Raw genomic sequence first — 13,865 nt, forward strand, 5'->3', positions numbered from 1 at the left:
CCAGATGTACCGAAGCCTGATCGTCGCCCGCATGCTCCCCGATGCCGCCCCTGACATCGCGGACATCTTCGGGCGCTCCGACCGTGACTCCGACCTGCCGAAGACCATCGGCGTCCGCTCGCGCACCCTCTTCCAGTTCGGTGGGGTCTATCTCCACCTCGTGGAGGGCGTCGAGCCGGTCGAGGCCGCCGTCACCCGCAACCGCAAGCACCCGGAGTTCCGGCGCATCAGCGAGGAACTCGGCCCCTTCGTGGCGGCGTACGACCCGGAGACCTGGCGCGAGCCGAAGGACGCCATGGCCCACGAGTTCTACCGCTGGGAACGCGATGCTTGAGCGGACCCGCCAGGGCCACCGCATGCTGGACCCGTTCGAGTACGGCTACAAGGTGCCCCCGTGCGCACCGCTGTCGTACCGGATCTGGTGCTCCTTCGCGTTCGGCCTCATGCATCTGGGCTGGTGGTACGGCCTGGCCCAGCCGCATCTCATGTTCCTCGACCTGCACTCACCCGACCGGCACTCACCCGACCGGAGTTCAGAGGAAGGCACACCATGAGCGGAGCCCCCCGGCCGGACGCCGTCGCACTCAACGAACTGGTCGTCACCACCGCCCCGTGGGCCTTCCAGAGCCTGTACGTCGCAGCCAAGCTCGGCCTCGCGGACGCACTTGCGCAGGGGCCCAGGTCCAGTGCCGACCTCGCCGAGGAGACCGGCGCGCACCCCGGGGCGCTCTACCGCTTCTGCCGGGCCCTCGCGGCCCTCGGCGTGCTGGACGAGCACCCCGGCCAGGTCTTCGGCACGACCGCGACGGGGGCGGCCCTGCGCTCCGACGCCCCGCGCGGTCTGCGCCACTTCATCATCGTCAACGGCGAGGAGAGCTTCCGCGCTTGGTCGGAGGTGATGCACACCGTCCGCACCGGCGAGGCCGCCTTCGATCACGTCTACGGCCTCTCGCACTTCGCCTATCTCGCCCGGGAGTCCGGCGCCAGCACCTCCTTCAACGCGATGGCGAAGACGGGCGCGCCGACGGAGACGGTCGACCGCTGCGACTTCGACGGCGACCAGGTCGTCGTGGACGTCGGCGGCGGTGCGGGCGGACTTCTGGCCCACCTCCTGGAGCGGAACCCAAAGCTGAAGGGCATCCTCCTGGACACTCCCGCCGGCGTCACACAGGCCCCGGACCTGTTCCGGTCCCGCGATGTGCTGGACCGGGCGGAGATCAGGGGAGGGAGTTTCTTCGACTCCGTTCCCACCGGCGGCGACAGCTACATCCTGTCCCGCGTCATCCACGACTGGAACGACGAGGACGCGCTGCGCATCCTGCGCACCGTCCGCGAGGCGATGCCGACGGGCGCGCGGCTGGTCCTCATCGACAAGGTGATCCCCGACGTCGCCGGATTCCATCCGGGCAAGTTCTCCGACCTCCAGATGCTGGTCGTGCTCGGCGGTCAGGAACGCACGCTCGACGAACTCACGGCGCTGCTGGACCGCGCCGGCTTCCGCCTGACCGACGTACAGATGCCCGAGGTCGGCCAGGAAGCACCCTGGGCGGAGGCACTGATCCTGGCCACACCGGCCGCTACCGGCGCCGCCTCCAACTCCCGCTCCGACGAGAGGACCGAACGATGACCGGCGCACCACCACGGCAGAACAAGAGGCTGCGCCTCTTCACCTCGGAGTCCGTCACCGCGGGCCACCCCGACAAGATCGCCGACCAGATCAGCGACACGATCCTCGACGCGCTGCTGACCGAGGACCCGGCCTCGAGGGTCGCCGTCGAGACCCTGATCACCACCGGTCAGGTGCACATCGCCGGGGAAGTGACCACACGGGCGTACGCGCCGATCGCGCAGCTCGTCCGCGACCGGATCCTGGAGATCGGCTACGACTCCTCGGCCAAGGGCTTCGACGGCGCCTCATGCGGGGTCTCGGTGTCGATCGGCGCCCAGTCGCCCGACATCGCGCAGGGTGTCGACACGGCGTACGAGAAGCGGGTCGACGGCGTTGAGGACGAGCTCGACAAGCAGGGCGCCGGCGACCAGGGCCTGATGTTCGGCTACGCGTGCGACGAGACGCCGGAGTTGATGCCGCTCCCGATCCACCTCGCCCACCGGCTCTCCCACCGGCTCTCGGAGGTACGCAAGAACGGGACCGTCCCGTATCTGCGCCCCGACGGCAAGACCCAGGTCACCATCGAGTACGACGGCGACAAGGCTGTCCGCCTGGACACGGTCGTCGTCTCCTCGCAGCACGCTCCGGCGATCGACCTGGACGCGCTCCTGACCCCCGACATCCGCGAGTTCGTCGTCGAGCCCGAGCTCAGGGCCCTCCTCGACGACGGCGTCAAACTGGACACCGAGAACTACCGCCTCCTGGTCAACCCCACCGGCCGCTTCGAGATCGGTGGTCCGATGGGTGACGCGGGCCTGACCGGCCGCAAGATCATCATCGACACGTACGGCGGCATGGCCCGTCACGGTGGCGGCGCCTTCTCGGGCAAGGACCCGTCGAAGGTGGACCGTTCGGCGGCGTACGCGATGCGCTGGGTCGCGAAGAACGTCGTCGCCGCGGGTCTGGCCTCGCGCTGCGAGGTCCAGGTGGCGTACGCGATCGGCAAAGCCGAGCCGGTGGGCCTCTTCGTGGAGGCGTTCGGCACGAACACGGTCGACATGAGCCGGATCGAGAGCGCCATCAGCGAGGTGTTCGACCTCCGCCCGGCCGCGATCATCCGCGACCTCGACCTGCTGCGCCCGATCTACGCCCAGACGGCGGCGTACGGCCACTTCGGCCGCGAACTGCCCGACTTCAGCTGGGAGAAGACAGGCCGGGTGGCGGCCCTGCGTACGGCCGCGGGGGTCTGAGATGCGGATCGCCGTCACCGGCTCCATCGCCACCGACCATCTGACGGTCTTCCCCGGCCGCTTCACCGAACAGCTCATCGCCAACCGGCTGGATACCGTCTCCCTGTCTTTCCTCGTCGACAAGCTGGAGGTACGCCGAGGAGGAGTCGCCGCGAACATCACCTTCGGGCTGGGCCTCCTCGGTTTCACCCCCGTACTGGTGGGCGCCGCCGGCACTGACTTCGCGGAGTACGACGACTGGCTGCGCGACCACGGCGTCGACACCGGCTCGGTGAAGGTGAGCCGGACCCGCCACACCGCCCGCTTCATGTGTACGACGGACGCCGACCAGAACCAGATCGCCGTCTTCTACGCCGGCGCCATGAGCGAGGCCCGCGACATCGCGCTCTCCGACGTCGCGGCCCGCACCGGCGGACTCGACCTGGTGGTGGTGGCCCCCGACGACCCCGCAGCCATGGCGCGGCACACCGCCGAGAGCCGGGCCCTGGGCATCGCCAGGGCAGCCGACCCCTCGCAGCAGCTGGCCCGCGTCAGTGGCGAGGAGGCACGTCAACTCGTCGACGGCGCCCAGCTGTTGTTCACCAACGAGTACGAGGCCGCACTGCTCCAGGAACGTACGGGCTGGACCGAGGAGCAGGTCCTCGACCGGGTCGGCACCTGGATCGTCACCCGCGGCGGCGCCGGTACGACCGTCAGGGCAACCGGCGCCCCGGCCCTCACCGTTCCCGCCGTACCGACCGAGCGCATCGCCGATCCGACGGGCGGCGGCGACGCCTTCCGGGCCGGATACCTCGCCGGCCTGGGCCGCGGTCTGTCACCGGAACGCTCGGCACAGGCCGGCTCCGCCCTGGCGACCACCGTCCTGGAAACGGTCGGCACCCAGGAGTACAAGCTGGTCCCCACGGAGTTCTCAACCCGTGTCGCCGACACCTACGGACCGGCAGCGGCAGCGGAGATCGCGGCACACGTGGTGGGCCAGGGATGACCGCCAGGCCGGTGACGACCGCGAACCCTTCCTCCGCCCCTCGCGAGGCTGGACGGGGCTCATGACGACGTTCTCCTTCGAGTTCTTCCCGCCCCGCACCACGAAGGGCGAGCACACCCTCTGGGACGTCATCCGCCGGGTGGAGGCCCAGCGCCCCACGTTCGTCTCCGTCACCTACGGGGCGGGGGGCTCCTCACGCGACCGGACGATCGACGTCACCAGGCGCATCGCCGCCGAGACCACACTGCGTCCCGTTGCCCACCTCACCGCGGTCGGTCACTCGGTCGCCGAGCTGCGCCACATCATCGGCATGTACGCGGATGCCGGCATTCGGGACGTACTGGTGCTCCCGGGGACCCGCCCGGCGACCCCAGGGGCCGCTGGACACCACACCCGCGGGGTTTCACCTACGCACGCGAGCTCGTCGAACTCGTACGGTCCTTGGGCGACATCACGATTGGTGTGGCCGCCTTCCCCGAGACACACCCGCGGTCGGCGGACTGGGAGTCGGACGTCCGGCACTACGTGGCGAAGTGCCGTGCCGGTGCCGACTACGCCATCACGCAGATGTTCGTCCGGGCCGAGGACTATCTGAGGCTGCGCGACCGGGTCGCTGCCGCGGGCTGTGACATCCCGATCATCCCGGAGATCATGCCCGCCACCGATGTAGGCCAGATCCGCCGCTTCGCCGAGTTGTCCGGCGCCACCTTCCCCGAGGACCTCGCCCACCGCCTCGAAGCGGCTCGCCACAACCCCGCCGCGGGGCACCGCATCGGAGTCGAACGCGCCACCGCCATGGCGGAACGTCTCCTCGCCGAAGGAGCGCCCGGGTTGCACTACATCACCCTGAACCGCGCCACCGCCGCCCTCGACGTTCACCGCAACGTCCAGAGCTCAAGGAGCCTCAGTGTCCACGGAGTTCGCTGACTTCAAGGTCGCAGACCTCTCCCTGGCCGAGTTCGGCCGCAAGGAGATCACCCTCGCCGAGCACGAGATGCCCGGTCTGATGTCCATCCGCAAGGAGTACGCGGAGGCGCAGCCACTGGCCGGTGCCCGCGTCACCGGTTCCCTGCACATGACGGTGCAGACCGCCGTCCTCATCGAGACCCTGGTCGCCCTGGGCGCCGAGGTCCGCTGGGCCTCGTGCAACATCTTCTCCACCCAGGACCACGCCGCCGCCGCGATCGCCGCCGCCGGGATCCCGGTCTTCGCCTGGAAGGGCGAGACCCTGAAGGAGTACTGGTGGTGCACGGAGCAGGCCCTGACCTGGCCCGGACACACGGGCCCGAACATGATCCTCGACGACGGCGGGGACGCCACGGTCCTCGTCCACAAGGGCGTCGAGTACCAGAAGACGGCCGAGTTGCCGAAAGCGACCGATGACGAACTCGCCGTCGTACGCGCCCTGTTGGAGCACAACGCGCTCGACTGGACGAAGCTCGCTTCGGAGATCCGCGGCGTGACCGAGGAGACCACGACCGGTGTCCACCGTCTCTACGAGATGCACCGCGACGGCACCCTGCTGTTCCCGGCGATCAACGTGAACGACGCCGTCACCAAGTCGAAGTTCGACAACAAGTACGGCTGCCGCCACTCTCTGATCGACGGCATCAACCGCGCCACCGACGTCCTCATCGGCGGCAAGACCGCGGTCGTCTTCGGCTACGGCGACGTGGGCAAGGGCTGTGCGGAGTCCCTGCGCGGACAGGGCGCCCGGGTGATCATCACCGAGATCGACCCGATCTGTGCGCTGCAGGCGGCGATGGACGGTTTCCAGGTGACGACGCTGGACGAGGTCGTCGACAAGGCCGACATCTTCGTCACCACGACGGGCAACAAGGACATCATCATGGCCGGCGACATGGCCAGGATGAAGCACCAGGCGATCGTGGGGAACATCGGCCACTTCGACAACGAGATCGACATGGCGGGCCTGGCGCAGATCCCCGGGATCGTCAAGGACGAGGTCAAGCCGCAGGTCCACACCTGGACGTTCCCCGACGGCAAGGTCCTCATCGTCCTTTCCGAGGGCCGCCTGCTGAACCTGGGCAACGCCACCGGTCACCCCTCCTTCGTGATGTCCAACTCGTTCGCGGACCAGACGCTGGCCCAGATCGAACTGTTCACCAAGCCCGAGGAGTACCCGACCGACGTGTACGTGCTGCCCAAGCACCTGGACGAGAAGGTCGCCCGCCTCCACCTCGACGCGCTCGGCGTGAAGCTGACGACGCTCCGCCCCGAGCAGGCCGCCTACCTCGGCATCGAGGTCGATGGCCCGTACAAGTCGGACCAATACCGCTACTGAGTCCGCACACCTGAGGGGCCAACGTCGAGGAGCGTGGGCCCCCATGTCCTGCGAGCCCCATGTTCTGAGGAGAGGGAGCCTCAATCGTGCGCAAGGTGCTCATCGCCAATCGTGGCGAAATCGCTGTCCGCGTTGCCCGGGCCTGCCGGGATGCCGGGATCGCGAGCGTGGCCGTGTACGCCGAGCCGGACCGGGACGCCTCGCATGTCCGCGCCGCGGATGAGGCGTTCGCCCTGGGCGGTGACACCCCGGCGACCAGCCATCTCGACATCGCCAAGGTGCTGCAGGCCACCAAGGACTCCGGGGCGGACGCGATCCATCCCGGATACGGCTTCCGCTCGGAGAACGCCGACTTCGCCCAGGCCGTCCTCGACACCGGTCTGACCTGGATCGGCCCGCCCCCGCAGGCCATCCGCGATCTTGGTGACAAGGTCGCCGCCCGTCACATCGCCCAGCGCGCCGGTGCCCCACTGGTGGCCGGTACGCCGGACCCGGTGTCCGGTGCCGACGAGGTCGTCGCGTTCGCCGAGCAGCATGGGCTGCCCATCGCGATCAAGGCCGCCTTCGGCGGTAGCGAGCGCGGCCTGAAGGTCGCCCGCACGCTGGAGGAGGTCCCCGAGCTGTTCGACTCCGCCGTACGTGAGGCCGTCGCCGCCTTGGGACGCGGTGGGTGCTTCGTGGAGCGCTACCTCGACAAGCCCCGGCACGTGGAGACGCAGTGCCTGGCCGCCTCGCACGGCAACGTGGTCGTCGTGTCGAAGCGTGGCTGCTCGCTCCAGCGCCGCCACCAGAAGCTGGTCGAGGAGGCCCCCGCGCCCTTCCTCTCCGACGCCCAGGTCGAGGAGCTGTACGCCTCCTCCAAGGCGATCCTGAAGGAGGCCGGCTACGTCAGCGCCGGGACCGTCGAGTTCCTGGTCGGCATGGACGGCACGATCTCCTTCCTGGAGGTCAACACCCGTCTCCAGGTGGAACACCCGGTCACCGAGGAGGTCGCCGGCATCGACCTCGTACGCGAGATGTTCCGTATCGCGGACGGCGAGCACCTCGGCTACGGCGACCCGGAGTTGCGCGGTCACTCGTTCGAGTTCCGCATCAACGGCGAGGACCCGGGCCGCGGCTTCCTGCCCGCCCCCGGCACCACCTTCACCCCGCCGTCCGGCCCGGGCGTGCGCCTGGACGCGGGCGTCGAGTCCGGCAGCGTGATCGGCCCGGCGTGGGACTCGCTGCTCGCCAAGCTGATCGTCACGGGCGCCACCCGGCAGCAGGCCCTGCAGCGCGCCGCCCGCGCTCTGCAGGAATTCACCGTCGAGGGCATGGCCACCGCCATCCCCTTCCACCGCAAGGTGGTCACCGACCCCGCCCTCGCCCCCGAACTCACCCTCTCCACGGACCCGTTCACGGTCCACACGCGGTGGATCGAGACCGAGTTCGTCAACGAGATCAAGCCCTTCACCGCCCCCACCGACGGTGAGGCGGAGGACGACACCGACCGCGAGACGATCGTCGTCGAGGTCGGCGGCAAGCGCCTGAAGGTCTCCCTCCCCGTCTTCCTGGGCATGTCCCTGGCCCGCACCAGTCTGGCGACGGGCGCCAAGCCCAAGAGGCGGGCGGCCAAGAAGTCCGGGCCGGTGGCCTCGGGCGACACCCTCGCCTCCCCCATGCAGGGCACCATCGTCAAAGTGGCCGTCGAGGAGGGCCAGGAGGTCAAGGAAGGCGACCTCATCGTCGTCCTGGAGGCCATGAAGATGGAGCAGCCCCTCAACGCCCACCGCTCCGGCACCATCAAGGGCCTCACCGCCGAGGCCGGCGCCTCCCTCACCTCCGGCACACCCATCCGTGAAATCAAGGACTGAGTGATTCCCTGAACAGTCCACGGCCACGATCAGCCGGCCGCCTCTCACCCCGCCCCTCTCATCTCACCGCAGGAGCAGTCATGCCCACTCGACCTCGCCTACGCCTCGCGCACAGGAAACCATGACCGCGTCGGCAGCACGAGGAGACGACTCCCGTTCGGTCCGCAGGATCACCGTCGACGCCGACGGACTGACCTTGTCCGGACTGCTCAGCGAACCACAACACACGCCGACACGCGCTGTGGTGGTGGCGCTGCACGGCGGCGGACTGCACTCCGGGTACTTCGACGCCCGTTCGCGCCCTGGCCTGTCGCTTCTGACACTCGGGTCGAGCCTCGGGTACACCGTGCTCGCCCTCGACCGTCCCGGCTACGGTCTGTCCGCCACGCGTCTGCCGCTGGGCCAACGTCTGCTGGACCAGGCCGCGTCCGTACGCGCGGCACTCCAGGACTTCGCCTCCCGCCACGCGACGGGCGCGGGAATCCTGCTCCTGGCGCACTCCTTCGGCGGCAAGGTGGCACTCGGCGCGGCCGCAGACCTCGCCGACGAGAGCCTGCTCGGCCTGGATCTGTCGGGCATCGGCCATGTGTACGAGAGTGAGCGGCCCGACCCGCGCGATGCCACGCGGAACGGCGGCTGGAGGCGGAACTGGGGCCCACTGCGCCTCTACCCGCCCGGCACGTTCCGACCAGGTGGTGTCCCGGCCGAGCCGATACCTGCCCAGGAGAGCGCCGACACCGCCAGTTGGCCCGACCGCTTCCACGACCTAGCTCCGCGTGTCCGCGTACCGGTGCGGCTGACCTTCGCGGAGCACGAGTCATGGTGGCGACACGATCCCGACACACTCACCGGGCTGACCGGCGCCTTTGGGGCCGCACCACGCGTCGTCGTCGATCGCCAGCCGGACGCCGGTCACAACATGAGCCTCGGCTGGGCCGCACGCTCGTATCACCTACGTGCTCTGGCGTTCCTGGAAGCATGCCTTGTGTCACGCGAGATCAACCGGCCCGCCGCGCACCCGTCATAGTGAATCCGCCCTCCCCGGAACACGTCAACGCGCACTGGAACAGGGGCCTGGTGCTCCGGGACGCCGCCCGCTGGAGCCCCCAAGACGTGGCCGCCACCCTGCGGCACGCTCGGGTCACCGTTGCCGAGCTGCCCGCTGCGGGAACAGGTCATCCGCTGTTGGCCGACGCGGGCACGGGTGAGTGGCTGCGGCTGCTGATCCTGTCCGGCGAACAGATTTCGCCGGGTTCCGTGGCCAACTGGCCGAGGCCGGCACCGATGAGTCCAGTCCCCCGGACAGTAAGAGCGCGAAGTCGCAGGAGGGCGCCCTGAGGGGAACCTGCTCGGTCAGGGCGACGGAGTAGCGGGCCAGGGCCTCGGAGTAGGTGCCGGTGAAGGGCTGCCGGTCGGTCAGCGTCCACCAGATGTGCTGGTCGAGGGAGCCGGTGGCGACGTCGAAGGTCAGCAGAGTGGCGGGGGACGGCAGTTGAATACCCCGAAAAGGGGTGTCGACGCCGACCGGCGTCCCATCGCGATCGTCCAGACACCTCGCCTCCTGGGCCGGGGTCTGCCCCGGCCACCACGAGTCCGCCGGCCGAACCAAGAACACCAAGACCCGGCCAGGCAACCCCTACCTCAAAGGCGCCCTCGGCCTCGCGGCATTCGGCGCGGTCAGAACCAAGGACACCTACCTGCAGGCCCGTTACAAGCGGCTGACCGCCCGCCGCGGCCCGCTCCGTGCCCTGGTCGCCGTCGAGCACTCAATCATCACCGCGATCTGGCACATGCTCACTGACGACGTCGAGTACGCCGACCTCGGCGGTGACTACTACGCCAAGTACGACCCCGAACGCGCCATGCGCCGCATCACCCGACAAGCCAACGCACTCGGCTTCACTGTCCGCTTCGACCCCATCCAAGCCGCATGAACACACGCCAGCCACTACCTCGCTGAACTGGGCTCATCTCTCATTTTCGGACCAGAAGCCTGCACAGGTGGGGCGGGTGGGACTCGAACCCACGGCCGACGGATTATGAGTCCGCTGTTTGCTCTACGCCGCAATCCGCCCGAGCAGCACTTTCCCGGTCTCGGGATGTAGCTGGCCGCAGCCAGACGGGAACCCTCACCGAGCCGGGCCGTTCAAGCGACTGGGTGTGTCGGCAGGTCTGTTTATTGAGCCACTGGACACCCGGGGGCTGGTCTGAACCCAAGATGCGCTGAACTCACTTGCGTGCAGGGTCCGCCGTGGCGAGTAGCCGCGACCGGTATGCCGCTGAAGGCATGCCGGGTGGTACACGCGAGGAACCTCCGCTGACCTGCGGAGACGGGAGCGTTGTCGGCGGCGGATGGCGAATTGGTCCAGGAATGGCCTGGATCTCGGCCTCGGATGCGAGGGCTTCACACCCTCCTGACCAGCAACAACACGCAGAGCGGTGACAGCGGGTGCAGATTCGACCCGGAGGCCTTCCCTGGCGAAACGATCAGCACTTGACCTGTGGCGATACCGATTCTTGCCGTTGTACCGAACACATACCGGCGAAGAGAAAGTCACAGACACTCACAGGACGGATATTTGGGGGCAATGATGGCCGTGCGGCAGGTGATCTGTTGCTCGTCTCCGTCTACGGCCGCCTCAGGTATGAACCGAACGGAAGCACCAGCCCGACGTCTGCGCTGGTGGCCGCGGGCAGAAAGCAATGCTCTGACCAGCCTCTTCACTGAAGCCCTTCCGTCTGGCAGAAGACGCCTTGCACAGCTGCCGCACCCGTCAGGACGCTAGGTCCAACCACGGCTCGCGGGGCGACGGCGCCCCGCACTCAGGGACGGGAACGCCATGCCGCACACGACCGCCTTCGCCAGGAACCAGTGGTACGTCGCCGCCTACTCCCACGAGGTGGGGCGCGAGTTGTTCGGGCGGGTGATTCTCGGTGAACCGCTCGTGTTCTACCGGACCGAGAACGACGGAACGGCCGTCGCCCTCTCCGACCGGTGTGTGCACCGCCGCTTCCCGCTCTCGGCGAGCCGGCTCGACGGCGACAGGATCGTCTGCGGGTACCACGGGTTCACGTACGACACGACGGGTGCCTGCGTGTACGTGCCGGGGCAGAAACGCATACCGCGCACCGCCCGCGTGGCTTCCTACCCGCTGGTCGAGCAGGACGCCCTGATCTGGGTCTGGATCGGCGACCCGGACCTCGCCGACCCCGGGACCATCCCGCGCGCCCGCCACCTCGGCTCCCCCGACTGGGTCACCGTCTGCGGCATGGAGCCCATCGACGCCGACTACGGCCTCCTGGTGGACAACCTGCTCGACCTCTCCCACGAGACCTACCTGCACGGCGGCTACATCGGCACCCCCGAGGTCGCCGAGACGCCGATCAGCACGGAGGTCGACGAGGGCGCGGGCATCGTGCGGGTCAGCCGGCACATGGACGACGCCGAGTGTCCGCCGTTCTACGCCCGCTCGACCGGCATCGAGGGCCGGATCACTCGCTGGCAGGACATCGAGTACTTCGCGCCGTGTCTGTATCTGCTGCACAGCCGGGTCGCACCGGCCGGTGTGCTGCCTGAGCCGGACGGCAGCGACCCGAACGCGTTCCACACCGAGATCACCTACGCGATCACGCCGTCCGGCGACGGTCACGTCTACGACTTCTGGGCTGTCTCCCGCGACTTCGCCCGCGACGACGCGGAAGTCACCACGTTCCTGCGGGACTTCAACCACACCGTCGTCATGCAGGACGTCGACGCGCTCAACCTGCTGCAGAGGACGCTGGGTTCGGAGCGGACCGGGTATCAGGAACTGAGCATCAACATCGACACCGGGGGACTCGCGGCCCGCCGTATCCTCGCCCGTCTGGTCGACGAGGGCGACAAGCCGATGGAGAAGGTCCAGTGAGCAGTCCCACCGGCGAGATCTACCGGGTCGACTGGCTCCCGGGCACGGACGTCCTGCACGGCACCTGTCACTGCGGCGCCGAGCACACCGCCCAGGACCCGATCGAGATGTGGGCGTGGATGCTCGCCCATCCCGACGGCCACGAGCCACCGGTCTCCAAGGCGCAAAGCTCCGAGGCACCCAGCCACGAGCCCCGAGGACACGGACAATGACCTTGTACGAGGCCGAACTCGAACTCGTCGTCGCGCAGCGAGAGTTCGCGGCGGACGGCGTGCTCGCCCTCATCCTTCGCCACCCCCTCGGCGAGGAACTCCCTACCTGGGAGCCGGGCGCCCACATCGACGTGGCACTCGGTCCGGATCTGGAACGGCAGTACTCGCTGTGCGGCGATCCCGCCGACCGTGGCGTGTGGCGGATCGCCGTGCTGCGCGAGCCGGACGGGCGCGGCGGATCGTCGTACGTGCACGATGAGTTGAGCGAGGGCGACAAGGTGCGGGTGCGCGGCCCGCGTAATCGCTTCGCCCTCCGGGATGCCCCGCGCTACCGGTTCGTCGCCGGCGGTATCGGGATCACGCCCATCCTGCCGATGCTCGCCGCGGCGGAGGCGGCCGGCGCGCAGTGGACACTGCTGTACGGCGGACGCACGCGTAACTCCATGGCCTTCACAGGGGAGTTGGGCCGCTACGGGGACCGGGTGACCATCGCCCCGCAGGACGAGACCGGACTGCTGGATCTGGCCCCTCTCGACGCCCCTGACGCTCTCGTCTACTGCTGTGGGCCCGGGCCGCTGCTGGACGCGGTCGAGAGGCGGTGCCCCGCCCGACTGCTGCACGTCGAGCGCTTCCAGCCGAAGGTCCAGGAGGCCGGCCCGGAGGGTGCGGAGACCGGCCCGGACCGTGAGTTCGAGGTGGAGCTGTCCCGGAGCGGGCGCACGGTGACCGTCCCCGCCGAGGTCTCCCTCCTCGACGCCGTGCGGGCGGCGGGCGTCGAGGTGTTGTACTCCTGCACCGAGGGCACCTGCGGGACCTGCGAGACGGACGTCCTCGACGGGACCCCGGACCACCGGGACTCGGTGCTCAGCGACGAGGAGCGGGAGGCGGGCGAGACGATGCTCATCTGCGTCTCTCGCTGCCGGGGGAAGCGGCTCGTGCTGGACCTGTGACCCGGAGGTCCGCCTCGATGCGGGCCACGGTCGCGAGGAGGTGGGGCAGCAGGTCGCGCCGTACGGACTCCACGGAGTTGCGGCTCGCGTGCACCGGGATGTTCACGGCCGCCACCACCTCGCCGTCCCGGTTCCGCACCGGGGCGGCGACCGACCGCAGCCCCTCCTCCAACTCCTGGTCCACGATGGCGTACCCCTGACGCCGTACGCGCCCGAGTTCCGTCCTGAGCAGCTCGGCGGAGACGATCGTGCGCGCCGTCAGGGGCCGTAGTTCGGCGCGGGCGAGCCGGGCGTCGATCTCCTCGTCCGGCAGATGGGCGAGCATCACCCGGCCGACAGAGGTGACATGGGCCGGGAAGCGGGTGCCGACGGTGATCGTGGCGGTCATGATGCGGCGGGTGGGGACCCGGGCCACGTACACGATGTCGTCGCGATCGAGGACGCAGAGCGAGGACGACTCCCCCACCTGCGCGGCCAGTTGCTCCAGATGCGGCTCGGCGAGGTCGGGCAGGGTGAAGCTGGAGAGGTACGAATAGCCGAGTTCCAGGACACGCGGGGTGAGCCGGAACATCCGGCCGTCGGTGTGGACGTAGCCGAGGTCGGCGAGCGTGAGCAGGAAGCGGCGGGCCGCCGCACGGGTCAGGTCACAGGCCCGGGCCACATCGCTGAGGGTCAGTTCCACATGGTCTGCGTCGAAGGCGCGGATCACGGCGAGGCCGCGCTCGAAGGACCGGACAAAGTGCGGTTCGCGGGCTGAAGCAGGCATGGGCGCCTCCCCGGGAGCGCACGAGCGTGC

General features: G+C 69.2%; 13 protein-coding genes and 1 pseudogene. 13 read left to right on the top strand and 1 reads right to left on the bottom strand.

Annotated elements, in window-relative coordinates; genetic code table 11:
• Positions 1 to 4: 4 nt before the first annotated feature.
• The 13 genes and pseudogenes from AB0N66_RS11405 (at position 5) to AB0N66_RS11465 (ending at position 13,069) form a co-directional block, all read left to right on the top strand.
• Positions 5 to 334, top strand: coding sequence for a TcmI family type II polyketide cyclase (locus AB0N66_RS11405; protein WP_365431566.1), 330 nt, complete (start codon positions 5 to 7; stop codon positions 332 to 334).
• Positions 327 to 554 carry a hypothetical protein gene (locus AB0N66_RS11410; protein WP_365431569.1) on the top strand — a complete coding sequence of 76 codons (228 nt, stop codon included), beginning with the start codon at positions 327 to 329 and terminating at the stop codon, positions 552 to 554. The genes AB0N66_RS11405 and AB0N66_RS11410 overlap by 8 nt, the downstream gene beginning before the upstream one ends.
• Positions 551 to 1,627: a methyltransferase gene (locus AB0N66_RS11415; protein ID WP_365431571.1), complete on the top strand. Its 1,077-nt coding sequence runs from the start codon at positions 551 to 553 to the stop codon at positions 1,625 to 1,627. Before AB0N66_RS11410 ends, AB0N66_RS11415 begins: the two co-directional genes overlap by 4 nt.
• A complete protein-coding gene (gene metK / locus AB0N66_RS11420) occupies positions 1,624 to 2,859 on the top strand; it encodes a methionine adenosyltransferase (RefSeq protein WP_365431574.1) in 1,236 nt (411 codons plus the stop codon). The genes AB0N66_RS11415 and metK overlap by 4 nt, the downstream gene beginning before the upstream one ends.
• A 1-nt stretch (position 2,860) precedes the next feature.
• Positions 2,861 to 3,844: a carbohydrate kinase family protein gene (locus AB0N66_RS11425; RefSeq protein WP_365431577.1), complete on the top strand. Its 984-nt coding sequence runs from the start codon at positions 2,861 to 2,863 to the stop codon at positions 3,842 to 3,844.
• A 61-nt stretch (positions 3,845 to 3,905) separates the two neighbouring features.
• Positions 3,906 to 4,771: pseudogene (gene metF / locus AB0N66_RS11430) on the top strand (methylenetetrahydrofolate reductase [NAD(P)H]).
• Positions 4,752 to 6,149: an adenosylhomocysteinase gene (gene ahcY / locus AB0N66_RS11435; RefSeq protein ID WP_365431580.1), complete on the top strand. Its 1,398-nt coding sequence runs from the start codon at positions 4,752 to 4,754 to the stop codon at positions 6,147 to 6,149. Before metF ends, ahcY begins: the two are co-directional and overlap by 20 nt.
• Before the next feature lie 86 nt (positions 6,150 to 6,235).
• Positions 6,236 to 8,002, top strand: a complete 1,767-nt coding sequence (locus AB0N66_RS11440) for a biotin carboxylase N-terminal domain-containing protein (RefSeq protein WP_365431583.1) — start codon at positions 6,236 to 6,238, stop codon at positions 8,000 to 8,002.
• 121 nt (positions 8,003 to 8,123) lie between these two features.
• Complete coding sequence (locus AB0N66_RS11445; RefSeq protein WP_365431586.1) at positions 8,124 to 9,029, top strand: alpha/beta hydrolase; 906 nt, start codon at positions 8,124 to 8,126, stop codon at positions 9,027 to 9,029.
• 484 nt (positions 9,030 to 9,513) lie between these two features.
• The gene (locus tag AB0N66_RS11450; protein WP_365431589.1) at positions 9,514 to 9,936 is read left to right on the top strand and encodes a transposase; all 423 of its coding nucleotides are present in this window, start codon (positions 9,514 to 9,516) and stop codon (positions 9,934 to 9,936) included.
• A gap of 906 nt (positions 9,937 to 10,842) precedes the next feature.
• A complete protein-coding gene (locus AB0N66_RS11455; protein WP_365431592.1) occupies positions 10,843 to 11,907 on the top strand; it encodes an aromatic ring-hydroxylating dioxygenase subunit alpha in 1,065 nt (354 codons plus the stop codon).
• Complete coding sequence (locus AB0N66_RS11460; protein WP_365431595.1) at positions 11,904 to 12,119, top strand: hypothetical protein; 216 nt, start codon at positions 11,904 to 11,906, stop codon at positions 12,117 to 12,119. The genes AB0N66_RS11455 and AB0N66_RS11460 overlap by 4 nt, the downstream gene beginning before the upstream one ends.
• The gene (locus tag AB0N66_RS11465; protein ID WP_365431598.1) at positions 12,116 to 13,069 is read left to right on the top strand and encodes a PDR/VanB family oxidoreductase; all 954 of its coding nucleotides are present in this window, start codon (positions 12,116 to 12,118) and stop codon (positions 13,067 to 13,069) included. Before AB0N66_RS11460 ends, AB0N66_RS11465 begins: the two co-directional genes overlap by 4 nt.
• On the opposite strand, the gene AB0N66_RS11470 is transcribed toward AB0N66_RS11465, so the two are convergent.
• Positions 13,020 to 13,835: an IclR family transcriptional regulator C-terminal domain-containing protein gene (locus tag AB0N66_RS11470; RefSeq protein WP_365431601.1), complete on the bottom strand. Its 816-nt coding sequence runs from the start codon at positions 13,833 to 13,835 to the stop codon at positions 13,020 to 13,022. The genes AB0N66_RS11465 and AB0N66_RS11470 overlap by 50 nt on opposite strands.
• Between the last annotated feature and the right edge of the window lie 30 nt (positions 13,836 to 13,865).

The sequence above is a fragment of the Streptomyces sp. NPDC093544 genome (genome assembly GCF_040683495.1).
Classification (GTDB): Bacteria; Actinomycetota; Actinomycetes; order Streptomycetales; family Streptomycetaceae; genus Streptomyces.

What these genes read in the sequence shown, in the direction of transcription:
- AB0N66_RS11405 (WP_365431566.1), top strand. Translation starts at nt 5, where the DNA reads ATGTACCGAAGCCTGATCGTCGCCCGCATGCTCCCCGATGCCGCCCCT.
- AB0N66_RS11410 (WP_365431569.1), top strand. Translation starts at nt 327, where the DNA reads ATGCTTGAGCGGACCCGCCAGGGCCACCGCATGCTGGACCCGTTCGAG.
- AB0N66_RS11415 (WP_365431571.1), top strand. Translation starts at nt 551, where the DNA reads ATGAGCGGAGCCCCCCGGCCGGACGCCGTCGCACTCAACGAACTGGTC.
- metK (WP_365431574.1), top strand. Translation starts at nt 1,624, where the DNA reads ATGACCGGCGCACCACCACGGCAGAACAAGAGGCTGCGCCTCTTCACC.
- AB0N66_RS11425 (WP_365431577.1), top strand. Translation starts at nt 2,861, where the DNA reads ATGCGGATCGCCGTCACCGGCTCCATCGCCACCGACCATCTGACGGTC.
- AB0N66_RS11445 (WP_365431586.1), top strand. Translation starts at nt 8,124, where the DNA reads ATGACCGCGTCGGCAGCACGAGGAGACGACTCCCGTTCGGTCCGCAGG.
- AB0N66_RS11455 (WP_365431592.1), top strand. Translation starts at nt 10,843, where the DNA reads ATGCCGCACACGACCGCCTTCGCCAGGAACCAGTGGTACGTCGCCGCC.
- AB0N66_RS11465 (WP_365431598.1), top strand. Translation starts at nt 12,116, where the DNA reads ATGACCTTGTACGAGGCCGAACTCGAACTCGTCGTCGCGCAGCGAGAG.
- AB0N66_RS11470 (WP_365431601.1), bottom strand. Translation starts at nt 13,835, where the DNA reads ATGCCTGCTTCAGCCCGCGAACCGCACTTTGTCCGGTCCTTCGAGCGC.